A 22,711-nucleotide genomic window follows, 5' to 3' on the forward strand; every position below is an offset into this window, starting at 1 on the left:
CACTGTGCTGTGTTTATTATTATTTATTAAGCTGAGCTTTTATTTAGTGATTGGTTATCTGATGCTCAAGTTTCTTAGTGCAATAGTCAATTGTTGTAGGTGAGCGTCAAGTTTTCGCTGCGCAGTATTTGCAGCTGCTAGGTTGACGAATTCAAATATTACAAAGTCACCAGGTTTAAGTTGTGCAAATTGGTGTTGATCCGCACTTATTATAGTACCAAGTAGCGGGTATCCTCCGGTTGTTTGGCCATCATTTAGCAATACGATAGGCTCACCACTGGGTGTTAGTTGGATAGAGCCCGGGCTAACAGCTAAAGAAGGCAATGAATGTGTATGCATTAATTGATTATGTTCCGTACTGAGCCTCACTCCCATACGATTACTTTGCGGACTGACTTGCCATTTCGTCTGGGCAAAAAAATCACTAAATTGTTGTGATAGTAATTGTTGATGTGGGCCGTAATGGACGCGGATCACACTGCGCTTAGCGGGGGAAATCGCTCCACGTTGCGGCCAATTGCCATCAAATGGCGTGATTGGGACTTGATCATTGGCTTGTAAAGGCGCGCCCGTTAGGCCACCAAAACCTGCTGCAATATCGGTGGCTGTTGAATTCATCACTGCATGACAATCAATGCCGCCTTTAATTGCGAGGTAGCTGCGAAAACCTTGCCGAGCGGTGGCAAATGTCAGTGTTTGTCCTTGCTCTACTGGATAACTCCAGCCGGGATAAATACTTACTCCATCAAGCTTTGCTTGCATATCAGCGCCATGCAGCACAATAACAGTGGCACATTGAAACTGTAATTGCGCTAAGCCTAAAGTGATCTCAATAACACTTTGATTGTCATCATTGCCTACTAAACGATTGGCAATGATCATTGCATAAGGGTCAAGCGCACCAGATTGGGCAATTCCTAAATGACGATAGCCACGACGACCAAGATCTTGAATCGTCATTTGCATTCCGGGCTTTATTACGGTGATCATAATACCGACTCCTTAGTAACAAATTGCAGCGTATCGCCCGGTTGTATTGCGCATGGTGGAGTATTTTCACTGTCAAATAATGCAAAATCACTGTGGCCGATAATATGCCACCCACCGGGCGAATCAGCTGGGTAAATCGCGGTTTGATTAGCGCCAATGGCAACCGAACCTTTGGGCACTCGAGTTCGCGGCTGTGCTCTGCGCGGAGTATGTAATTGACTATTCAGACCGTGCAAATATGCAAAGCCTGGCTGAAAGCCTAAAAACAATACTTGATAATGCCCTTGGCTATGTATATCAATTACTTGTTGTAGCGATAAATTGTGATACTCAGCTACATAGTCTAGATCTGGGCCATAGTCACCACCGTATTGGGTAATAATTTTATGATGCTTACCCTGATAGTCGTGCGGATTTATATTTGCCCACCAAAGTGCTAACTGAGCTTGCCAGTGAGCAAGCGAAGTAGGGTCTATTAAATAAACTGTCAGCGAGTTCATTGCAGGTACTACATCTATAAAGGCGTCGCTGGTGTTGCATTGTTGCACTAGTGCCCAGATTTTTTTTTGAATGCTCAGACTGTCATCGTTTAGGGCAGTGGCATCAAGCAATATGCTGTTATTACTGAGGACACTAATAGTTGGAGAGATAGTTTGTTGATCCATAGCCAAATGTATTTATTATTCTTGAATACCTCAAACTAGCATATAACGTATGAAATGTTTATAGCGATGCGACTAGTTAACAACCTTGCAATATTAACATTACCCAGTGTAGCGCAAACACATTAGTTTGGTTATGGAATGTTCTGGACTAATACACGTAAACTAGATATGTGAGTCAGACTATAAAAAACTGTGGCATATCACTCACTATTGCTTAGAGTAGGTGTTTGATAATGCCACAGTTGTTATAACAACTAATGATGTTAGTAGAATGCATTAAGTTATAATAGCTTACTGCTAATTACTTAACAGCCACTCACTGAGCAAGCGCACACCATAACCTGTGCCGCCTGGTGAAATTTCATCTTTTCCTTTAGTTGCTAGTGCATTACCTGCAATATCTATGTGTACCCAACGAGTTTCACCAGCAAAATGTTGCAAAAAGCTGGCGGCCGTTGTTGCTCCGGGGCCACTTGAGCCTAGGTTTTTAAGATCGGCAATGTCTGAACTTAAGGTTTCTTTATATCCCAGCGGTAAGCGCCATAGGTTTTCGTTTACTTGCATTCCAGCTAAAGTGAGTTGCGTAACAAGCGTATCGTCATCAGAAAACACCGCCGCATAATCGTTACCTACGGCTTTGATTTTAGAGCCGGTAAGGGTGGCAACGTCTATCATGATCTCCGGCTTGAAATATTCACGTGCATACCACATTGCATCACTTAATACTAAGCGTCCTTCTGCATCAGTATTAACAATCTCAACGCTTAAACCTTCTGCGGTGCGAACCACATCACCAGGGGCAACAGCGTATTGCGACACCATATTGGCAGCCATACCCATAACGGCAACAATGTTTTTGTCAGCTTTTGCAAGCGCCATTGCTTTGATAGTCCCAAGTACAGCGGCGGCGCCAGCCATATCAGATTTCATACGCGCAATTGATGCGCCTGTTTTGATACTATAACCACCAGAGTCAAAGGTGATCCCTTTACCAACCAGAGCAATAGGGGTCGCGTTTGAGCCTTTGTAATGTGCAACGACTAAGCGAGCGCCTTGTTCGCTGCCACGCCCGACAGCTTCAAGTGCCCCCATACCTAGTTCTATTAATTGCTTAGGCTCTAAAATAGTGATTTCTACACCTAGAGACTCAAGCTCTTTTGCCGCACTAGCAAAGTCAACAGGAGTCATTTCGCTGGCCACTTCTGAGGTTAAATCACGTGCTAAAAACACTCCTGCTTGAATGCTTTCAAGTTCAGAATAGTTACGTTTTGTTTGCTTGGAATTACTAACGTCAAAATGATAACTGACAGTGTGAGTGTTCGGAGTTTGTTTATATTTTTCAAAACGATGGTCGCGTAAATTTGCACCGTGTGCAAAGTGAGCACTAAGTACACTGTTATTGTTTACGCCTTCAACGTCATCGAATGCAACCGCAGCAGTTGTTGTTTTACTGCTCATTAATCGCGCATGAATATTACCACCTAGTTTGGTCATTAACGCTCTATCAAGCTTATCTTGCTTACCGGTACCAACAATTAGCACGCGTTTATAGTCACTATTATAAGGTGCAATTAATTCAACAGTACTGGCGTATTTGCCACTAAAACTTTCATTTTCAATAGCGTGCTGTAATTGAGCATTGAACTTTTTATTGATTGAGTTAAATGCGGTATTGCTCCCATCCTCACTGTAAAACAACACTAATGCTTGTGCATTACTATCAAGCTTGGAAGAAAAATTAAACTCTGCAGCATGGCTTTGCGTACTAAGTGCAAGGGCAATTGATAATGCAGAAAAAGCAATAAGGTTTTTCATGTTTGTACCTTTATTAAATAAACACGTTTTACCTCATTTATTCGCATAGGTTAAGTCGGATTCGGTAAAGCCGCAATAATGAGCGATAAAATAACCCACATTCCTGAAATAATATGTTCTGCTTCAAGGTCTACTAAAATGAAGCAACAAATAGAAAGAGGTAGAGTATGTTGGCAGCAAAGAATTGGCTTAAATTAACCACTTTAACAATTTTGTTCAGTGCGGCAAGTTATGGTGTTTCCCTTAACAATGAAAAAGATAATGATATTCAAGCAACAATGCATTTAGAAACCATGGTACTTGGTTCTGGTTGCTTTTGGGGGGCAGAAAAACGTTATGAAGCGCTTCCTGGTGTAATTGATGCAAAGTCAGGCTATGCAGATGGTAAGGGTTTTAAAGCAACTTATCGTAATATTACCCAATCATCGCGCAAGTTCGATGAAAATAATTACGCTGAAGTTGTAGAGGTTACTTACAATAGCAATATAATCAGCGCTGCAACGTTATTAAAAAGTTATTTTGAAAGTCATGATCCAACGCAAAAAAATCGCCAAGGAAATGATATTGGTACGCAGTACCGTTCAATTATATTAACCACTACTGAGCAACAAGCTGCACTGGCTGAAGAATTAAAACAGCAGTATCAAGATAAGCTAACCCAAGCTGGTTATGGCTCTATAAAAACCATTATAAAACCATTAACGGTATTTTTTCCGGCTGAGGAGTATCACCAAGACTACTTAGTTAAAAATCCTAATGGCTATTGCCCAGATCATTCAACAGGCGTTGTTTTTGAAAAACGCAGTGATGATAAAGTTGATAATACGGCTTTACTCGCAGGAAAGCAGATAGTGATCATTGATTCACGAGATTACTGCCCTTATTGTGAAAAACTCAAAAAAGATGTGTTAAATGATTATCAAGGAACCATTGCCGTCACTTATCGTAAAGCCGATCAACTTGATGGTTTAACGATTAAATCAGCGACCTGGGCCACCCCAACAATCTTATTTTTAGAAGATGGTAAAGAGGTTTATGGTCGCCAAGGTTATGTGTCTAGCGAAGAGTTTTATAAAGCACTTGGCGCATTTAAATTAGGGGATAGTGAAGCATATACAGTGGCATTTAAGGCCCGTACAGATAGTCCGTTTTGTAAACAGTACGATATTTTTAAAAATACCCCGGATGGTATTTTTATAGACAAACTCAGTGGTGTACCACTGTTTGATACTCGGGATCGGTTCAAATCGGGCACCGGGTGGCTGTCATTTACTCACCCTATCAAAGACAGTGTGACCATGCATGAAGACAATAGTTACGGTATGCAACGTATTGAAATTAAATCTAAATCTACGGGTATTCATTTAGGGCATTTGTTCCCAGGTGAAGGCCCAAAAGGTGAAGATCGTTATTGTATCAATGCAACTGTTTTAGATTTTGTCGCTCGCAAAGACACCTAACAGTTTAGAATAATGGCTGAGGAAATTGCAGAGTAAGGCTTCAAAATAAACTATTTTTACGATAAACCCATTGAGCTGGGTTTATCGTATTTAATGAGTTGTATATCAAATTATAAGAGTACAATTAATGTCGGATCATCACTGTTATTGGCTTTATTTTAAGTGTTTAAATGTGTCTAGCAGCCATTTTATAAATAGCTCAAGCTGTGCATTTGCCTCGCCAGGGTAGTGCTGTACTAAATAGTATTTATCTTTGGTTACTAATGGTTCATCAGTAAAGTTGCACAACCAGCCTTCGTCAAACCATGTTTGACTAATAGGCAAAGGAATTAGCGCTATACCCATACCTTGTTGCGCTGCACGGGCAACACCAAACATACTATCTACTTGTATAATTTGCTTGGGTGAAAAGTCATCAAGGCCTGCATGTTCAGCCCATTGATGCCAAGCCCAAGGACGCGCTTTGTGCAAAATTAACGGCACTTGTTGTAATGCTTCAAGTGGCTTTTTGTGCCACTGTTGCCAATTTTCTTTATTACAAGCCGGTGTGTATTGTAATGAAAACAGCTCGTGGACAACGCCTTCAATTGGCTTCGAAGACGACAGCACAATAGATAAATCACTTTGTTTAGTTAACTCTTTACGCGTTTTCATGGTGTTTAGTTGTAAATTGGTTTTAGGGTGCTCAACAGTCCACTCGCTCAGTTTCGGCATTAATAACTCACTGGCAAAAAACTCTGGCAAAGTAATGCTGATGGTTATATTTTCTTGCAGCTGACTAAATTCGTTAATGGTTTTTTCGAGTGCTTTTATAAGTGGTGATACCGAGTCATAAAAGTTTTTCCCCGCAGCTGTAAGTCTGATCGAGCGTGTTTGGCGCTCAAACAACTCAATCCCTAACTGTTCTTCTAGTTGCTTTATTTGATGACTAACAGCAGATGGAGTCAAATAAAGCTGATTGGCGGCTTCTTTAAAGCTTAGCGTTCTTGCCGCAAAACAAAATGAACGCAATCCTCTGATAGGTGTTTGCATAGTCGTTGCTAGTAATTCTCAATAACGTTAGTTAAGCAATTATTATCCCAATTTGCAAAAAACCTCTGCTTAAAGTATGGGAATAGGTAATATTTGCCAGAATGCCTAATAAATAGACTTTATTGGATTGTTTAATCTGCTATAAGTATTTAAATAGCTAATATATTAAGTTATTTCCGTTGCTTATTAAATTATATGTTTAAGCAATTTCAGTGATTTTCACAATCATGGGGCATTATACGCTATTTGTGTGACAAATTGGTGCAGCCAAAAAAAATCCCTCTTGCGAGGGATTTTGGGTAACTCAGCGCCATTGGCACTGGGAATGAGGTCGGTACAGGGTGGACCTGAGCGTTAAATTAAAAAACCATCTCAGGGATTTCACCATCAACAAGTAATTTACCTGCTGTTTTACTAATAATTTCATCAACTGACACGCCCGGTGCGCGTTCTAAAAGATGAAATGCGCCGTCTTTGACTTCTAACACGGCTAAATCTGTTACTATTTTCTTCACACAGTTAACACCAGTTAAAGGTAAAGAGCAACTTTCTAGCAGTTTCGAGTCACCATGTTTACTTGCATGGGTCATAGTAACGATAATATTTTTTGCACCAGCGACAAGGTCCATCGCGCCGCCCATGCCTTTGATCAACTTTTTAGGGATCATCCACGATGCGATACTACCGTTTTGGTCAACTTCAAATGCACCTAGAACAGTTAAGTCTACATGACCTCCACGGATCATTGCAAAACTATCTGCACTATTAAATATGGCTGCGCCTTTAGCTGCTGTCACGGTTTCTTTACCTGCGTTGATCATATCTGCATCAAGCTCTGCTTTAGTAGGGTATTGCCCCATGCCTAGTAAGCCATTTTCAGACTGTAACATCACCTCAATGTTATCAGGTACGTAGTTTGCCACTAACGTAGGAATACCGATACCGAGGTTAACGTAATAACCGTCTTGTAGTTCTTGTGCAACGCGCATTGCGACTTGTTCACGTGATAATGCCATAATTATTGCTCCTTAATCGCGAGTGGTTACACGTTCAATGCGTTTTTCAAAGTTACCTTTGATCACGCGATTAACAAAAATACCAGGGGTGTGAATTTGGCTTGGCTCAAGTTCGCCTGGTTCAACAATTTCTTCAACTTCAGCAACGGTAATTTTACCTGCTGTTGCGGCCATTGGGTTGAAGTTCATCGCCGTGTGTCGAAACACTAAATTACCATAACGGTCCGCTTTCCATGCTTTTACAATGGCAAACTCACCAGTGATTGATTCTTCTAAGATATAAGGGCGTCCGTTAAATTCTTTTACATCTTTACCTTCTGCCACAGGCGTACCGTAACCTGTTGCTGTATAAAAAGCAGGAATTCCAGCACCACCGGCACGCATTTTTTCAGCCAGCGTACCTTGCGGAGTAAGCTCTACATCAATTTCGCCGCTCAACAATTGCTGTTCGAATAGGGCATTTTCACCCACGTAGGAGGCAATAATTTTTTTAATTTGCTTGTCGTGCAATAAAATACCTAAACCAAAATCATCTACACCGCAGTTATTCGATACCACAGTAAGTTCTTTGGTTTGTTTACGTTTGATTTCGCTGATCAATCCCTCAGGGATACCGCATAAACCAAAACCACCAGCGATAATGGTATCGCCATCTTTTAAGCCTTCCATTGCAGCTTCATAACTTGAAACCACTTTATCGAAACCGGCCATGGGCCCACTCCTTATTTGTAATTATATGACTACTAATTTAAGGCTAAATATAGACTATTGATCAGTAGTTTGATTTTTAAGTGCCAAGGATACCTTGCTCACAGGTTGTTTATTTAATGCCGTGCAAATTGCCCAACCAGCTTTAGCCAGTCTTTCTAAATCAATTCCATGCTCTATGCCAAGTCCTTGTAGTAAGTAAACTACATCTTCAGTGGCAACATTTCCTGACGCACCCTTTGCATAAGGGCAGCCACCAAGGCCTGCAACCGCACTGTCAACCGTTGCTATACCTCGCTTTAAGGCAGTGTAAATATTTGTGAGCGCTTGACCATAAGTGTCGTGAAAATGAACAGCTAACAATGACTTATCAATTTCAGCTAGTAGCACGTCCAACAGCTCATCGACCTTTTTTGCGGTACCTACGCCAATAGTGTCACCTAGGCTTACTTCGTAACAACCAAGGTCTAATAACTTTTGACATACTTGTAGTACGCGCTGCGGATCGATATCGCCTTCGTATGGGCAGCCAAGCACACAACTAACATAACCACGAACACGAATATTATGTGATTTAGCAAAGGCCATTACATCAGTAAAGCGGGCTATGCTTTGGTCAATTGAGCAGTTAATATTTTTCTGACAAAAGGCTTCACTGGCAGCAGTAAAAATAGCAAATTCTTTAATACCTACAGCCTGGGCTGCTTCTGCACCTTTTAAGTTAGGCGTAAGTGCCGTTAAATTAGTCGTAGGTAAATCAAGCGCACTGATCACATTGCTGGAATCGGCCATTTGTGGCACCCATTTCGGTGATACAAATGCGCCTGCTTCAATGTCTTTAATACCTGCATCAGCAAGAGCGTTAATTAAGGTTACCTTATCTTGAGTAGTTACTGCACGCTCGTTTTGTAAGCCATCACGGGCACCCACTTCAACAATGCGAACATGACTTGGTAGTGTACTATTCATCTGCTGCGCTCTCATCGCTGACAATTGCTAATAGGGCACCATGACTCACCAGAGCACCTTCTGCAAAACAATAGCTTTGCAATACACCATCATGGGGGGCGGTGAGCGTATATTCCATTTTCATGGCTTCAATGATCACCACAGCATCACCTTTTGTGATGGTGCTGCCAACGTCAATAAGGTGTTTTACAACGGTACCGTTAAGTGGTGCTGCAAGCGGTAGGGCATCGCTTTCGTGATCACTGATATAGTGTTTATCAAAAATATCAAAGGTAGTTTGCAATGCTTTGTACATTACTGTGATGGTATTGTCTGCAGTAACCACATGGGCGATATGTTTATTGCCATTGATAAATACACTACACAGGTTATTGTCGATACTGCCAGAGGTTGTATAGTCAACCTCATCGATGCGGACTGTGTACCCCGCTTGATGAGCTGTTGCAGTGATCGCATTATCAACGAATGGCACCTTGATTGTTGCTTCTGCATTGAGTTTAAAACCAGCTAGACTGTCCCATGCGTTCTGAGTTCCTTGACGATTAAGCCCAGTTAAATAGCTAAATGCAGCTATAATGCGGCTACTAACAGCGTGTTGTTGATCAACTTTAAGCAACGCATCGCCTTGCTCTTCAATAAAGTGAGTATCAGGAGCGCCTTGCTTAAAGGTTGCATGGTTAGCAAGGGTGTGTAAAAAGCTCACATTACAACTAAAGCCCGCTAAATGAAATTGTTCAAGGGCTGTGCTTAATCGTGCTAAAGCTTGCTCGCGCGAGTCATCATGAACGATCAATTTAGCGATCATAGGATCGTAAAATGGACTGATCTCATCCCCTTGCATGATCCCAGTATCAATGCGTACATACTCAGATTGAACTGGTATATACAAGCCATTGATGGTACCAGAGCAAGGAATAAAGTCATTGCTTGGATCTTCGGCGTAAATACGCGCTTCAAAGCTGTGGCCCTGTAATTGGATATCACTTTGTTGCATGGGTAATGGGTTACCTGCGGCGACGTTAATTTGCCAATTAACTAAATCGACACCAGTCACCATTTCAGTAACAGGGTGCTCAACTTGCAGCCGGGTGTTCATTTCCATAAAGAAGAATTCATCGCCACACAGTAAAAACTCCACCGTGCCTGCACCTCGGTAATTGATCGCAAGTGCACAGCGTACTGCGGCTTCGCCCATTTCTTTGCGTAGTTCGTCAGATAAACCAGGCGCGGGGGCTTCTTCAATCACCTTTTGATGGCGGCGTTGTAATGAACAATCACGATCACCTAAGTACACACAGTTACCGTGATTATCAGCAAACACTTGCACTTCAACATGGCGTGGTTTATTAACATAGCGCTCAAGTAGTACTAAGTCGTTACCAAAACCGGCGATTGCCTCACGCTGTGCACCTTGTAGAGCACTGATAAAGTCTTTTGCATGTTCAACCACGCGCATGCCTTTACCACCGCCACCAAAGGCTGCTTTGATAAGCACTGGGTAACCAATTTTTTCAGCTTCAGCTTGTAAAAACGCAGGATCTTGTTTGTCACCATAATAACCAGGTACTAATGGTACATTCGCGGCTGCCATTATTTCTTTGGCGCGGGTTTTTGAGCCCATTGCTTCGATACTGCTCGCTGGTGGGCCTATAAACGCAATATTATTGGCTTCACAGGCCTTTGCAAATTCACTGTTCTCAGATAAAAAGCCGTAACCAGGGTGAATGCAATCAGCACCGGCATCCAGTGCTACTTGGATAATTTTATCAGCTACCAAATAGGAGTCTTTACTCGGCGCTGCGCCAATATGGTAGGCTTCATCGGCGAGTTTTACATGTTGTGAATTTTTATCTGCATCAGAGTAAACCGCCACAGTGGTTAAGCCCATTTGCTTTGCGGTACGCATAACCCGACAGGCAATTTCGCCGCGATTAGCAATAAGAATTTTTTGTAATGATTGTGTGCTCATGGTGATCCCTATTTTTGCCAATTTGGTGGGCGTTTTTCAAAAAAGGCAGATAACCCTTCTTGACCTTCTTCAGATACGCGAATTTTGGCGATACGCTCTGCGGTTAAATTTATGATTTGTTCACTAATATCATGGCCAGCTACATCGTTGATCAATTGTTTTGCTGCGCGAACCGCGACAGGGCCGTTGTTGATCAGTGTTTCGAGTAGTTGATCAAGCGCGCATTCAAGTTTACCGGTTACTTGATGAATTAAGCCTAATTGCTTGGCTGTGTGGGCATCAAAAATCTCAGCGGTTAAAAAATAACGACGTGCAGCGCGCTCGCCAATGGCTCTGATCACATACGGGCTGATTACAGCTGGAATGAGGCCAAGTTTTACTTCGCTTAAACAAAACTGTGCATTGTCTTGGCATATGGCTATGTCACAACAGGCAATTAAGCCCAGTGCGCCGCCAAATGCCGCGCCTTGCACAGCACATACCGTTGGCAGTGGGCTGCTGGCTAATACATGCATTAATTTGGCAAGTTGTTTTGAATCCGCAAGATTCTCACTGAAGTCATTGTTTGCCATGGACTTCATCCAATTAAGATCAGCCCCTGCAGAGAAATGCTCTCCCTCAGTTTTTAAAACAAGGGCGCGTACATCTAAGCTATTAGCATGCTCTATACATTGAATAAGTTCTTGGATCACTTGCTCGTTAAAGGCATTGCGCTTTTCAGGGCGACTTAAAACGAGTACAGCCACATTTGATTTAGTTATTTGTAGTGTTACTGACATACTCACGTCCTTACATTCTAAATACGCCGAATTGCGAATCACGTTTTGGTGCATTGGCTGCGGCACTGAGGGCTAAACCTAGCACACTACGGGTATCTGCTGGATCGATGATACCGTCATCCCACAAACGGGCGCTGGCATAGTATGGATGACCTTGTTGCTCGTATTGCTCGATAATCGGCTGTTTAAACTCGCTGATTTGCTCATCAGTCATGCTTTGGCCTTTACGGGCTAAACCATCTTGTTTAACTTGCGCCATAACGCCTGCTGCTTGTTCGCCGCCCATCACAGAAATACGCGCATTAGGCCACATCCACATCATAGTCGGTTCAAACGCACGACCACACATGCCATAGTTACCTGCGCCATAAGAGCCGCCAATTAATACGGTAAATTTTGGAACATCAGCACACGAAACAGCCATCACCATTTTAGCACCGTGTTTAGCAATGCCTTCGGCTTCGTATTTTTTACCTACCATAAAGCCGGTAATATTTTGTAAAAACACCAGTGGAATATTTCGTTGTGCGCACAGCTGTATAAAGTGCGCGCCTTTTTGAGCTGACTCACTAAACAAAATGCCATTGTTAGCAACAATCCCAACCGGATGACCATAGATTTTCGCAAACCCAGTCACTAAGGTATCGCCAAAGTAACGTTTAAACTCATCAAACGAAGAGTCATCCACGGTACGTGCAATCACTTCGCGAACATCAAATGGCTTTTTAAGATCGGTGCCAACAATGCCGTATAATTCGTTAATATCATAACGCGGTGCTTTTACTTGCTCTAATATTGGCGAAGTAGGGCGTTGATAATTAATTCGTTCAATACATTGGCGAGCAATTGATAACGCATGAGCGTCATTTTCAGCGTAATGATCGGCAACCCCTGATGTTTTACAGTGGACATCAGCGCCGCCAAGTTCTTCTGCGGTTACCTCTTCACCTGTAGCCGCTTTTACCAGCGGTGGGCCGGCTAAAAATATTGTGCCTTGCTCTTTTACAATGATGCTTTCGTCGGCCATTGCAGGCACGTACGCGCCACCTGCGGTACATAAACCCATAACGACTGCAATTTGTGGAATGCCTTTGCCCGACATACGCGCTTGATTATAAAAAATACGACCAAAGTGCAGTTTGTCAGGAAACACATCATCTTGCTCAGGTAGGTTGGCACCACCTGAATCAACCAAATATATACACGGTAGGTGACATCGCTCGGCAATATCTTGTGCGCGTAAATGTTTTTTAACGGTTAGCGGAAAATAGGTGCCGCCCTTAACTGTCGCATCATTGGCGATGATCATACATTCAACGCCTTTAACACGGCCAATACCAGCAACTACACCGGCACAAGGAATCGCTTGCTCATAAACACCAAAGGCTGCAAATTGTGAAATCTCTAAAAATGGTGAACCTTCGTCAAGTAAGGTACTAATGCGTTCACGCACGAACATTTTACCACGGCTTTCATGGCGTTCTATTAACGCTACGCCACCACCTTGGCTGATCTCGCTTACTTTATCGCGTAAATCATCAACCAGTGCCGCCATATTTTTATGATTTTGCAAAAACTGCGGGTCGTGAGGGTTGACGCTTGATTTTAAAATAGTCATAGCGCTTATCCTTAACGGCTTTCAGTAAATAATTCGCGACCAATTAGCATGCGACGAATTTCCGAGGTACCGGCACCAATTTCATAAAGCTTAGCGTCACGCAATAGGCGGCCAGTGGCGTATTCGTTGATATAACCGTTACCACCGAGAATTTGAATAGCATCAAGTGCCATTTTAGTTGCCAGCTCTGCCGCATATAAAATTGCGCCTGCGGCATCTTTACGGGTCGTTTCACCGCGATCACATGAACGCGCAACAGTGTATACATAAGAGCGGGCTGCATTCATTTGTGTATACATGTCGGCTACTTTGCCTTGTATCAGCTGAAATTGACCAATCGGTGTATCAAACTGCTTACGTTCATGAATATACGGTACTACAATATCCATACAGGCTTGCATGATCCCCAGCGGGCCTGCCGCTAGCACAACACGTTCATAATCAAGGCCACTCATTAGTACCTTAACGCCTTCGTTTAAATTGCCAAGAATATTCTCTTCTGGTACTTCACAGTTTTCGAACACTAATTCACAGGTATTTGAGCCGCGCATCCCGAGTTTGTCGAGTTTTTGGGCGGTAGAAAAACCAGGGAAATTACTCTCAACAATAAATGCGGTGATGCCTTTAGCGCCAGCGGTTAAATCAGTTTTAGCATAGATCACTAAAGTATGCGCATCTGGACCATTGGTGATCCACATTTTATTACCGTTTAAAATGTACTTATCGCCTTTTTTCTCGGCTTTAAGTTTCATTGATACTACGTCAGAGCCTGCGTTTGGCTCACTCATGGCAAGGGCACCAATGTGCTCACCACTAATTAATTTAGGTAAGTATTTTTCTTTTTGTGCTTGCGTGCCATTGCGATTAATTTGATTAACACACAGGTTAGAATGAGCACCGTAACTTAGGCCGATAGAGGCACTCGCTCGGCTAATTTCTTCCATTGCGATTACGTGTTCAAGGTAACCAAGACCGGCACCACCGAGCTCTTCGGGTACGGTCATACCTAGTAAGCCCATTTCGCCAAGTTGTGGCCAAAGCTGATTAGGAAACGCATTATCAAGATCGGTTTTTTCAGCTAAAGGGGCAATTTCTTGGCTAGCAAAACTGTTTACATGATCGCGGATCATATCTGCGGTTTCGCCAAGGCCAAAGTTCATTTCTTTATATAGTGAAATAGTGCTCATGATTCATTCCTGTGTGAGAGACTGTTAATGAATAGTCATTTAATCGTTATTGTTTAAAGCTAGTTATTCATCTAATTGATTTAAGGTGTCGCGACAACGACGCTCTGCGGTTACTAATTCCATCAAGACAACTTTAATGTCATCCATTTGTTGGCTTAGATCAGCTTTTTTATCTGAAATTAAGTCAAGCATAGTCACTAACTGTTTAGCGCTGGATTTATCGGCATCATAAAGTTCAAACAAACGGCCTGTTTCAGCTAAGGTAAAACCTAACCGCTTGCCACGTAAAATAAGTTTTAAACGCACTTTATCGCGTTTTGAATAAATACGGGTTTGGCCATTACGCTCAGGTGAAATTAAGCCCTGATCTTCATAAAAGCGAATTGAGCGGGTGGTTATATCAAACTCTTTAGCCAGTTCACTGATACTAAAGGTTTGTTCATTGCTTGCCGGTTCGGCGGCTGAACTTGCAAAGTTTGTTTGATTATCTTGATTCATAGTGTTTTTACCTCATTCGAATAACTCCAATATAAGTGAAGTTTACGTAAAGGTAAAGTGGATTGTAGAACTTATACTTTAGACTAATAACCTAAAGCCATAAATAGCAGGTGTAACCTGTATTAATGCAGCTTGCAGGGGCGCTGTTTGTATTAGGCTACAGCAAAATAAAGATATGTTTACACTTTCGTTGGGCGCAAAAACCTTGATTTTAGATTTACGTTGGCGTAAACGTAAATATTATGTATGCTCATAAGCAGATTATAAATTACAGTGTTTGGCTAATCTCTGCATATGAATATAGCCAATTATAAAATGGAGCCTTTTTTATGACTACCGAAGCCGTTGTTATTGTAGCAGCAAAACGCACCCCAATGGGTGGTTTTATGGGAGCCCTTAGTGATGCAGCCGCCACTGAGTTAGGTGCAACAGCCATTGCCAGTGCGCTTGCTGACACCGGATTAAGCGATACAGCTATTGATGAAGTGATCATGGGCTGTGTATTACCGGCAGGTTTAGGTCAAGCGCCAGCACGTCAAGCAATGTTAAAAGCAGGTCTTGCGCGCAGTACTGGCGCTACGACCATCAACAAAGTATGTGGTTCAGGTTTAAAGGCCGCCATGCTTGCACATGATTTAATTAAAGCCGGTTCAATTAACAGCGCGGTTGCAGGTGGCATGGAAAGCATGACTAACTCGCCATATTTTATTCCTAAAGCGCGTGGCGGTATGCGTATGGGCCATGGCGAAATTAAAGATCACATGATGAGTGATGGCCTAGAAGACGCATACGATAATAAAGCGATGGGCTGTTTTGCTCAAGATACGGCTGATGAATACGGTATTGGCCGCAAGCAAATGGATGAATTTGCACTTAATTCACTGACCAAAGCCAATGCAGCGATTGCAAATGGCGATTTTGTAAATGAAATTGCGCCGCACACTATTAGCTCTCGCAAGGGCGATGTAACCATCAGCATTGACGAGCAACCAGGTAATGCACGCCCAGAAAAAATTCCCGGTTTGCGTGCTGCGTTTAAAAAAGACGGCACCATCACTGCGGCTAATTCATCGTCAATTTCAGACGGTGGCGCAGCCCTTATTTTAATGAGTGAATCGCACGCCAAAGCACAAGGGCTTACGCCACTGTGTCGTATTGTTGCGCACAGTACCCATTCTCAAAAACCAAGTGAGTTTACTCTTGCTCCTGTTGGCGCAATGAATAGTTTGCTTGCAAAAGCAGGCTGGACAACTGACGACGTTGACTTATGGGAAATTAACGAAGCATTCGCCATGGTAACAATGTTGGCGATTAATGAATTAAAACTTGATGCCAGCAAAGTGAATGTTAATGGTGGTGCTTGTGCACTTGGCCACCCAATTGGTGCTAGCGGCGCACGTATTTTAGTGACACTTATCCATGCTCTTAAAAATCGTGGCCTGAAAAAAGGCGTAGCGTCTTTATGTATTGGCGGTGGCGAGGCGGTCGCACTGGCGGTTGAAGCACTATAAATTAGTTAAATTTAAACTCTTACAGCCGTAGGCTCTTTTAACAATAACTACTGCGGCTTAATTTATTACCCTCTGGGGAGGAGTGCGTTATGCACCAAGTACCATTACTGATCAACGGCGAATTTGTTCAATCAACATCAGATCAACTGATTGACGTTATTAATCCAGCAAACCAAGAAGTGTTAGCACAAGTACCGTGTGCTACCGACGCTGAAATGGATGCGGCTATCGCATCTGCCAAAGACACCTTTAAAAGCTGGAAAGACGTGCCAATTACTGAACGTGCGCGCATTATGATGAAGTATGCAGCACTTTTAAAAGAGCACCACGATGAACTAGCCACCATTATTTGCCATGAATTAGGCAAAACCTTTGAAGATGCCAAAGGCGATGTTTGGCGTGGTATTGAAGTGGTTGAGCAAGCAGCTAATGCGCCATCTTTAATGATGGGCGAAACCATGGAAAACGTGGCCCGTAAAATCGATACTTACTCATACATGCAACCACTGGGTGTGTGCGCGGGTATTACGCCGTTTAACTTCCCAGCGATGATCCCACTATGGATGTTCCCACTGGCGATTGTCTGTGGTAACACCTTTATTTTAAAACCCTCTGAGCAAGATCCGCTGACGCCAATGCGACTCGCTGAACTGTTCATTGAAGCCGGCGCACCTGCAGGTGTACTACAAGTTGTTCATGGCACTAAAGTACAAGTTGACCGCTTATTAGAAGATCCCGCAGTACGTGCAATTTCGTTTGTTGGCTCGTGTGGCGTAGGTGAATACATTTACTCTAAAGGCACGGCTAATTTGAAACGTGTACAAGCCTGTGTCGGTGCTAAAAACCACATGGTGATCATGCCTGATGCAAGTCGCTCACATGTAGTTAATAACCTTGTTGGTGCCTCTGTTGGTGCTGCGGGTCAGCGTTGTATGGGTATTTCAGTGGCGGTGTTTGTTGGCCAAGCGAAAGACTGGGTTGAAGACATCAAAGCCGGTTTTGCCAATGTGCGCCCGGGTGTGTGGGATGACAAAGATGCAGCCTATGGTCCGCAAACATCGACCGCAGCCAAAGCGCGTATTTTGTCACTGATTGCACAAGGTAAAGAGCAAGGTGCAACGTGTTTAATTGATGGCTCTGATTTTACTGTTGCAGGCTATGAAAAAGGTAACTGGGTAGGACCTACCTTATTTACTGACGTCACCACTGAGATGGATTTATACAAAGAAGAAATTTTTGGCCCAGTACTGGCGTGTATGTTTGTTGATTCGCTTGATGAAGCAATCGCGCTTATAAATGATTCTCCATTTGGTAATGGCACGTCGTTATTCACTTCAAGTGGTGCGGTTGCGCGTAAGTTCCAACATGAGATTGAAGTTGGTCAAGTGGGTATTAACGTACCAATTCCTGTGCCACTGCCATTCTTTTCGTTCACCGGTTGGAAAGGTTCATTCTATGGCGATACGCATACGTACGGTAAGCAAGGTATTCGTTTTTATACTGAGACCAAAACAATTACTTCACGTTGGTTTGAAGACGAGATTGCCTCTGGTCCAAACATGAGCATTAATCTTAAATAACTAATTTAACTTACTCCACATAATAAAAAAGAGGGGCACGAAGGCGATTTCACACACAATATTGCCTTCGTTGCTCTTCACGAATATCTAATTTGACAACGCAATTATAAACAAGAGGTCTCCAATGGACTTTAATTTAACTGAAGATCAGCAAGCATTTGCTCAAACAGCTCGTCAATTCGCAGAATCAGCACTGGCTCCTTATGCAGCAAAATGGGACCGCGAACATATTTTTCCAAAAGATACCATTAAAGCTGCAGGTGAACTGGGTTTCTGTGGTTTGTATACGCCAGAGGAAGCAGGCGGTTTAGGCCTGTCGCGCTTAGATTCAAGTATTATTTTTGAACAGTTGGCGATGGGTTGTACAGCTACAACCGCAATGTTGACCATTCACAATATGGCGACCTGGATGATTGCAAGTTTTGGTACTGAGCAAACAAAAGCTAAATATTGTGACCAACTTGTTATGGGTGAACTACTAGCTTCTTATTGTTTAACAGAGCCTGGTTCAGGCTCCGATGCAGCCTCATTGAAAACAAAAGCGGTTCGTGATGGCGATGATTACGTGATCAATGGCTCAAAAATGTTTATCTCAGGCGCAGGCGAGACCGAAGTGTTAGTAGTTATGGCGCGTACTGGCGGTGAAGGTGCGGCGGGTATTTCTGCGTTTGTAGTACCGGCTGATGCCAAAGGCGTTGAATACGGTAAAGCAGAAGAAAAAATGGGCTGGAATGCGCAGCCAACACGACTAATTAGTTTTGAAGATGTACGCATACCTGCTCATAATTTATTAGGTCAAGAAGGTGAAGGCTTTAAGTTTGCAATGCAAGGCCTTGATGGCGGGCGTATTAATATTGCAACTTGTTCAATTGGCACTGCCCAAGCGGCACTTGAAACAGCCCGTGAATACTTAAAAGAACGCACACAATTTGGTAAACCGTTGGCTGCTTTTCAAGCGCTGCAATTTAAAATTGCCGATATGAATACCGAGCTTGTTGCGGCGCGTCAAATGGTGCGTTTAGCGGCTTTTAAACTTGATAATAATGACAGCGAAAAAACCACTTATTGCGCCATGGCAAAGCGTTTTGCCACTGATGTAGGTTTTACTGTGTGTAATGACGCACTACAAATTCATGGTGGTTATGGTTATATCAAAGAATACCCACTGGAGCGCCACGTTCGTGATGTGCGCGTTCATCAAATTCTTGAAGGTACTAACGAGATCATGCGGGTGATTATTGCACGCCGTATTTTAGCTGAATCAGCAGCCGATATTTTATAAGGAGCGCGAAATGTCAAACCCAAGTATTGAATTAACCATTGAAGGTCACGTAGCGATTTTAACCATGTCTAATCCGCCAGCGAATACCTGGACTAAAGACACGTTAATTGCCTTAAAAAATATGGTAAATGAGCTCAATGACAATAAAAATGTTTACTCCTTAGTGATCACCGGTGAAGGTGAAAAATTCTTCAGTGCTGGTGCTGATTTAAATGTATTTGCTGGTGGCGATAAAGGCGTAGCAGCGACTATGTCGCAAGTATTTGGTGACGCATTTGAAGCATTAACTGCATTTAGAGGTGTATCCATTGCCGCGATCAATGGCTATGCCATGGGTGGTGGTCTAGAAGTGGCGTTAGCATGTGATATTCGCATTGCAGAAGAGCAAGCACAAATGGCACTACCAGAAGCCAAAGTAGGTTTACTACCGTGTGCGGGTGGCACGCAAAACCTAGCATGGTTAGTTGGTGAAGGCTGGGCTAAACGTATGATCTTATGTGGTGAGCGTCTAAAAGCAGATAAAGCCCTACAAATCGGCTTAGTTGAAGAAGTGGTACCACAAGGCGAAAGTCTTGCTGTGGCACTTAAATTAGCTACTCAAGTGGCAGATCAAAGTCCGGTTGCTGTTAGTGCCTGTAAAACCCTGATCCAAAAGGGCCGCACTCAGCCAATGGCGCATGTATTACCGCTTGAACGTGAGTTATTTGTTGGTTTGTTTGATACACAAGATCAACAAGAAGGGGTGAATGCCTTCCTAGAAAAACGCAGAGCAAATTGGGTGAATGGCTAATGATTGAGTTAACGCAATTAAATTCACCAGATGCGCCCGTGGTGTTTGAAACTGCGAGCGCTGCAAACGGTTCACTCATTGGTTTTGCCACGCTCAACTCCCCTAAATCGTTAAATGCACTTAATTTTGAGATGATCAAATTATTAGCGCCGCAACTTAACGCATGGGCGGCTGACAGTAATGTAGCGATGGTGATACTTAAAGGGGCAGGGGATAAAGCATTTTGTGCCGGTGGTGATGTAGTCAGCCTGCATAATGCTATGAACAGTGGTGAACCGGCAAATCTAATAGAAGATTACTTTGCTCACGAATATCGCCTTGACCACCTCATTCATTGTTATGATAAACCGATCCTTGTTTGGGGTAATGGTATTGTGATGGGCGGCGGTTTAGGCTTAATGGCCGGTGCAAGTCATCGTGTGGTAACTGAGAACTCACGTATAGCTATGCCTGAGCTAACAATTGGTTTATACCCAGATGTAGGCGGCAGTTATTTTCTACATAAAATGCCTGAACATGTCGGCTTATTTTTGGGGTTAACTGCAGCGTCTATTAATTGTGACGATGCAATGTATGTGGCATTAGCTGATCACTACCTCAAAGCGGATAAATACGACACTCTGATTGAGCAATTGTGCAGCATTAAGTGGGGTAAAACGGCTTCATTGAATCACGAGAAGCTGACCAGTTTACTTACCGAACTTGATAATGTTTCTGGGCGTATGCCAAAAGGCAATGTAAAGGCGCATTTAGCCACCATTCAAAAATTGGGTGAGCTTACTGATCTACGCGATAAAGTAAATTATATCTTAAATCTAGAAACTGACGATACGTGGCTTACCCGAGCGCAAAAAGCATTAAAGCATGGTTGCCCGCTCAGTTGCGCCTTAGTTGAGCGTCAACTTGCTAGTTCAAAAGGTAAAAGTTTAGGCGAATGTTTTCAAATGGAACTGGGTATGTCAGTTCGCTGTGGTGAAGTCGGCGAGTTTCAAGAAGGTATTCGTGCGTTACTGATTGATAAAGACGGCGCGCCTAATTGGCAGTTTAAAACGATTGAACAGATCCCTGATGAATTAGTCGAGAGTTTTTTTGTTCAACGTTGGGATCACGACTCACATCCACTAAAACAACTTACACAAGGATAATGTTATGTCACTTTCTATTGGTTTTATTGGTTTAGGTAACATGGGTGGCCCAATGGCTGCCAACTTAGTTAAAGCGGGTCATCAGGTTAAGGTGTTTGATTTAAACCGAACGGTCGTAAATCTACTTGCTGAAAATGGCGCGATCGCCGCTGATGATGCTAAACATTGTGCAACGGATGTTGATGTATTGATCAGCATGCTACCGGCCAGTAAGCACGTTAAGTCACTTTATTTAGGTGATACCGGACTTGTACATATTTTAGCAAAGTCAACGTTAGTAATTGATTGTTCAACGATTGATGCAGCATCAGCACGCGACGTAGGCGCTGAGCTTAGTGAACATGGTATCGACTTTGTTGACGCGCCGGTATCCGGTGGTGTTGCCGGTGCAACGGCAGGTACACTGACCTTTATCGTCGGTGGTGGCGATGAGCAATTTGCTAAGGCCCAACCGGTGCTTGCTGATATGGGTAAAAATATCTTTCATGCAGGTGATATTGGCGCAGGACAAGTCGCAAAAATTTGTAATAACATGCTATTGAGTATTTTAATGGCGGGAACCAGTGAAGCAATTCAAATGGGTATAAATAATGGCCTTGACGCAAAAGTGCTGAGCGACATTATGACCGCCAGCTCTGGTCGTAACTGGACTCTTGAGCTTTACAATCCTTGCCCAGGTGTGATGGACACAGCCCCTGCTAGTAATGATTATAAACCAGGCTTTATGGTTGATTTAATGGCTAAAGACCTAGGTCTTGCGATGGAAGCCGCGCAGCAAAGTAATTCAGTAACCCCGATGGGGTCAATGGCTAAAAACCTTTATACCATGTTGCAACACCAAGGTGCGGGCAGCGAAGACTTTAGCGCCATATTTAAATTATTCTCGAAGGAGTAACAGGTGGAAATTAAAAATAATACCGTGGTGATCACCGGTGGCGCACAAGGCTTAGGATTTGCAATGGCGCATAAACTTGCGTCGCTTGGTGCTAATATTGCGTTAATTGATATGCAACAAGCGTTGTTAGATGATGCAGTTGCTGAGCTTAGCCAACATGGTGTAACTGTAAAAGCCTATGTTGCCAATGTGACTGATGAAGATGCGGTGGTAAATACATTTAATACCATCAATACAGATTTTGGTCATATTGGTGTATTGATAAATAATGCCGGTATTTTACGCGATGGTATGTTTATCAAAGCCAAAGAAGGCAAAGTGGTTGCAAAAATGGCGCTTGATCAATTTAAGTCAGTGATTGATGTAAACTTAACCGGCGTGTTTTTAGCGGGGCGTGAAGCTGCGTGCCATATGATTGAATCGGGTAAAGGCGGCGTGATCGTTAATATGTCGAGTGTTGCTCGTGCGGGTAATATTGGTCAAACTAACTACGCTGCATCGAAAGCCGGTGTGGTAGCGATGACCACAGGTTGGGCAAAAGAGCTTGGCCGTTTTGGTATTCGTGTAGGTGCCATTGCACCGGGCGTTATTCGTACTAATATGACCGACGCTATGAAACCAGAAGCCAAGCAGCGCATGCTAGCAGTAACACCCGTAGGGCGCTTTGGTGAAGCGGATGAAATTGCACATACAGCACAGTATATTATCGAAAACGACTTCTTCACCGGTCGCGTGGTTGAGATTGACGGCGGTATTCGTTTGTAAGTAAACCTTTTTTAAGTGTAATAAAACGGCAAGCCTC

The 22,711-nt window shown here is 43.1% G+C and carries 20 protein-coding genes; 8 read left to right on the top strand and 12 right to left on the bottom strand.

The window, feature by feature from the left end; genetic code table 11:
• Positions 1-54: 54 nt before the first annotated feature.
• The 3 genes from H5186_RS18730 to H5186_RS18740 form a co-directional block, all read right to left on the bottom strand.
• Positions 55-990 (bottom strand): biotin-dependent carboxyltransferase family protein, encoded by a 936-nt coding sequence (locus tag H5186_RS18730; protein WP_182794772.1) that lies wholly within the window; start codon positions 988-990, stop codon positions 55-57.
• A complete protein-coding gene (gene pxpB, locus H5186_RS18735) occupies positions 987-1,655 on the bottom strand; it encodes a 5-oxoprolinase subunit PxpB (RefSeq protein WP_182794773.1) in 669 nt (222 codons plus the stop codon). Before pxpB ends, H5186_RS18730 begins: the two co-directional genes overlap by 4 nt.
• 297 nt (positions 1,656-1,952) lie before the next feature.
• A complete protein-coding gene (locus tag H5186_RS18740; RefSeq protein WP_182719002.1) occupies positions 1,953-3,470 on the bottom strand; it encodes a leucyl aminopeptidase in 1,518 nt (505 codons plus the stop codon).
• A 167-nt stretch (positions 3,471-3,637) separates the two neighbouring features.
• On the opposite strand from H5186_RS18740, the gene msrA reads away from it, so the two are divergent.
• The gene (gene msrA / locus H5186_RS18745) at positions 3,638-4,930 is read left to right on the top strand and encodes a peptide-methionine (S)-S-oxide reductase MsrA (protein WP_182794774.1); all 1,293 of its coding nucleotides are present in this window, start codon (positions 3,638-3,640) and stop codon (positions 4,928-4,930) included.
• Positions 4,931-5,083: 153 nt separating this feature from the next.
• Here msrA and H5186_RS18750 read toward each other — a convergent pair whose 3' ends face one another.
• From H5186_RS18750 to H5186_RS18790, 9 genes are all read right to left on the bottom strand, one after another.
• On the bottom strand, positions 5,084-5,962 hold the full coding sequence (locus H5186_RS18750; RefSeq protein ID WP_145233266.1) for a LysR family transcriptional regulator: 879 nt from the start codon (positions 5,960-5,962) through the stop codon (positions 5,084-5,086).
• 359 nt (positions 5,963-6,321) lie between these two features.
• Positions 6,322-6,978 (bottom strand): 3-oxoacid CoA-transferase subunit B, encoded by a 657-nt coding sequence (locus H5186_RS18755; protein ID WP_145233269.1) that lies wholly within the window; start codon positions 6,976-6,978, stop codon positions 6,322-6,324.
• Between the two features lie 12 nt (positions 6,979-6,990).
• The gene (locus tag H5186_RS18760) at positions 6,991-7,689 is read right to left on the bottom strand and encodes a CoA transferase subunit A (protein WP_145233270.1); all 699 of its coding nucleotides are present in this window, start codon (positions 7,687-7,689) and stop codon (positions 6,991-6,993) included.
• Positions 7,690-7,743: 54 nt separating this feature from the next.
• On the bottom strand, positions 7,744-8,655 hold the full coding sequence (locus H5186_RS18765) for a hydroxymethylglutaryl-CoA lyase (RefSeq protein WP_182783603.1): 912 nt from the start codon (positions 8,653-8,655) through the stop codon (positions 7,744-7,746).
• Positions 8,648-10,624: an acetyl/propionyl/methylcrotonyl-CoA carboxylase subunit alpha gene (locus H5186_RS18770; RefSeq protein WP_182794775.1), complete on the bottom strand. Its 1,977-nt coding sequence runs from the start codon at positions 10,622-10,624 to the stop codon at positions 8,648-8,650. Before H5186_RS18770 ends, H5186_RS18765 begins: the two co-directional genes overlap by 8 nt.
• An 8-nt stretch (positions 10,625-10,632) precedes the next feature.
• The gene (locus H5186_RS18775) at positions 10,633-11,403 is read right to left on the bottom strand and encodes an enoyl-CoA hydratase/isomerase family protein (RefSeq protein WP_182794776.1); all 771 of its coding nucleotides are present in this window, start codon (positions 11,401-11,403) and stop codon (positions 10,633-10,635) included.
• A gap of 10 nt (positions 11,404-11,413) precedes the next feature.
• Positions 11,414-13,021, bottom strand: coding sequence for a carboxyl transferase domain-containing protein (locus H5186_RS18780; RefSeq protein ID WP_149982463.1), 1,608 nt, complete (start codon positions 13,019-13,021; stop codon positions 11,414-11,416).
• An 11-nt stretch (positions 13,022-13,032) separates the two neighbouring features.
• Positions 13,033-14,208 (bottom strand): isovaleryl-CoA dehydrogenase, encoded by a 1,176-nt coding sequence (locus H5186_RS18785; RefSeq protein ID WP_145233275.1) that lies wholly within the window; start codon positions 14,206-14,208, stop codon positions 13,033-13,035.
• Positions 14,209-14,271: 63 nt separating this feature from the next.
• Complete coding sequence (locus H5186_RS18790; RefSeq protein WP_145233276.1) at positions 14,272-14,706, bottom strand: MerR family DNA-binding transcriptional regulator; 435 nt, start codon at positions 14,704-14,706, stop codon at positions 14,272-14,274.
• A 329-nt stretch (positions 14,707-15,035) separates the two neighbouring features.
• Between H5186_RS18790 and H5186_RS18795 the strand changes: the two genes are divergently transcribed.
• The 7 genes from H5186_RS18795 to H5186_RS18825 all read left to right on the top strand — a co-directional run bounded on the left by H5186_RS18795 (position 15,036) and on the right by H5186_RS18825 (position 22,674).
• The gene (locus H5186_RS18795) at positions 15,036-16,217 is read left to right on the top strand and encodes an acetyl-CoA C-acyltransferase (protein ID WP_182740123.1); all 1,182 of its coding nucleotides are present in this window, start codon (positions 15,036-15,038) and stop codon (positions 16,215-16,217) included.
• A gap of 89 nt (positions 16,218-16,306) precedes the next feature.
• The gene (locus tag H5186_RS18800; protein WP_145233279.1) at positions 16,307-17,797 is read left to right on the top strand and encodes a CoA-acylating methylmalonate-semialdehyde dehydrogenase; all 1,491 of its coding nucleotides are present in this window, start codon (positions 16,307-16,309) and stop codon (positions 17,795-17,797) included.
• A gap of 124 nt (positions 17,798-17,921) precedes the next feature.
• Entirely contained in the window at positions 17,922-19,079 is a 1,158-nt protein-coding gene (locus H5186_RS18805; protein WP_182718997.1) for an acyl-CoA dehydrogenase family protein, read from the top strand.
• 10 nt (positions 19,080-19,089) lie between these two features.
• The gene (locus H5186_RS18810; protein ID WP_182794777.1) at positions 19,090-19,869 is read left to right on the top strand and encodes an enoyl-CoA hydratase; all 780 of its coding nucleotides are present in this window, start codon (positions 19,090-19,092) and stop codon (positions 19,867-19,869) included.
• On the top strand, positions 19,869-21,014 hold the full coding sequence (locus H5186_RS18815; protein WP_182740122.1) for an enoyl-CoA hydratase/isomerase family protein: 1,146 nt from the start codon (positions 19,869-19,871) through the stop codon (positions 21,012-21,014). The genes H5186_RS18810 and H5186_RS18815 overlap by 1 nt, the downstream gene beginning before the upstream one ends.
• Positions 21,015-21,018: 4 nt before the next feature.
• Positions 21,019-21,909, top strand: a complete 891-nt coding sequence (gene mmsB, locus H5186_RS18820) for a 3-hydroxyisobutyrate dehydrogenase (protein WP_182735613.1) — start codon at positions 21,019-21,021, stop codon at positions 21,907-21,909.
• 3 nt (positions 21,910-21,912) lie between these two features.
• Positions 21,913-22,674 (top strand): SDR family oxidoreductase, encoded by a 762-nt coding sequence (locus H5186_RS18825; protein ID WP_145233291.1) that lies wholly within the window; start codon positions 21,913-21,915, stop codon positions 22,672-22,674.
• Positions 22,675-22,711: the final 37 nt, after the last annotated feature.

Origin of the sequence: Pseudoalteromonas sp. SG41-2, assembly GCF_014164535.1 — a bacterium.
In the GTDB taxonomy this organism is placed as follows: Bacteria; Pseudomonadota; Gammaproteobacteria; order Enterobacterales; family Alteromonadaceae; genus Pseudoalteromonas; species Pseudoalteromonas rhizosphaerae.

What these genes read in the sequence shown, in the direction of transcription:
- H5186_RS18770 (WP_182794775.1), bottom strand. Translation starts at nt 10,624, where the DNA reads ATGAGCACACAATCATTACAAAAAATTCTTATTGCTAATCGCGGCGAA.
- H5186_RS18790 (WP_145233276.1), bottom strand. Translation starts at nt 14,706, where the DNA reads ATGAATCAAGATAATCAAACAAACTTTGCAAGTTCAGCCGCCGAACCG.
- H5186_RS18750 (WP_145233266.1), bottom strand. Translation starts at nt 5,962, where the DNA reads ATGCAAACACCTATCAGAGGATTGCGTTCATTTTGTTTTGCGGCAAGA.
- H5186_RS18795 (WP_182740123.1), top strand. Translation starts at nt 15,036, where the DNA reads ATGACTACCGAAGCCGTTGTTATTGTAGCAGCAAAACGCACCCCAATG.
- H5186_RS18805 (WP_182718997.1), top strand. Translation starts at nt 17,922, where the DNA reads ATGGACTTTAATTTAACTGAAGATCAGCAAGCATTTGCTCAAACAGCT.
- H5186_RS18740 (WP_182719002.1), bottom strand. Translation starts at nt 3,470, where the DNA reads ATGAAAAACCTTATTGCTTTTTCTGCATTATCAATTGCCCTTGCACTT.
- H5186_RS18730 (WP_182794772.1), bottom strand. Translation starts at nt 990, where the DNA reads ATGATCACCGTAATAAAGCCCGGAATGCAAATGACGATTCAAGATCTT.
- msrA (WP_182794774.1), top strand. Translation starts at nt 3,638, where the DNA reads ATGTTGGCAGCAAAGAATTGGCTTAAATTAACCACTTTAACAATTTTG.
- pxpB (WP_182794773.1), bottom strand. Translation starts at nt 1,655, where the DNA reads ATGGATCAACAAACTATCTCTCCAACTATTAGTGTCCTCAGTAATAAC.
- H5186_RS18810 (WP_182794777.1), top strand. Translation starts at nt 19,090, where the DNA reads ATGTCAAACCCAAGTATTGAATTAACCATTGAAGGTCACGTAGCGATT.
- H5186_RS18775 (WP_182794776.1), bottom strand. Translation starts at nt 11,403, where the DNA reads ATGTCAGTAACACTACAAATAACTAAATCAAATGTGGCTGTACTCGTT.
- H5186_RS18815 (WP_182740122.1), top strand. Translation starts at nt 19,869, where the DNA reads ATGATTGAGTTAACGCAATTAAATTCACCAGATGCGCCCGTGGTGTTT.
- mmsB (WP_182735613.1), top strand. Translation starts at nt 21,019, where the DNA reads ATGTCACTTTCTATTGGTTTTATTGGTTTAGGTAACATGGGTGGCCCA.
- H5186_RS18780 (WP_149982463.1), bottom strand. Translation starts at nt 13,021, where the DNA reads ATGACTATTTTAAAATCAAGCGTCAACCCTCACGACCCGCAGTTTTTG.
- H5186_RS18785 (WP_145233275.1), bottom strand. Translation starts at nt 14,208, where the DNA reads ATGAGCACTATTTCACTATATAAAGAAATGAACTTTGGCCTTGGCGAA.
- H5186_RS18755 (WP_145233269.1), bottom strand. Translation starts at nt 6,978, where the DNA reads ATGGCATTATCACGTGAACAAGTCGCAATGCGCGTTGCACAAGAACTA.
- H5186_RS18765 (WP_182783603.1), bottom strand. Translation starts at nt 8,655, where the DNA reads ATGAATAGTACACTACCAAGTCATGTTCGCATTGTTGAAGTGGGTGCC.
- H5186_RS18800 (WP_145233279.1), top strand. Translation starts at nt 16,307, where the DNA reads ATGCACCAAGTACCATTACTGATCAACGGCGAATTTGTTCAATCAACA.
- H5186_RS18760 (WP_145233270.1), bottom strand. Translation starts at nt 7,689, where the DNA reads ATGGCCGGTTTCGATAAAGTGGTTTCAAGTTATGAAGCTGCAATGGAA.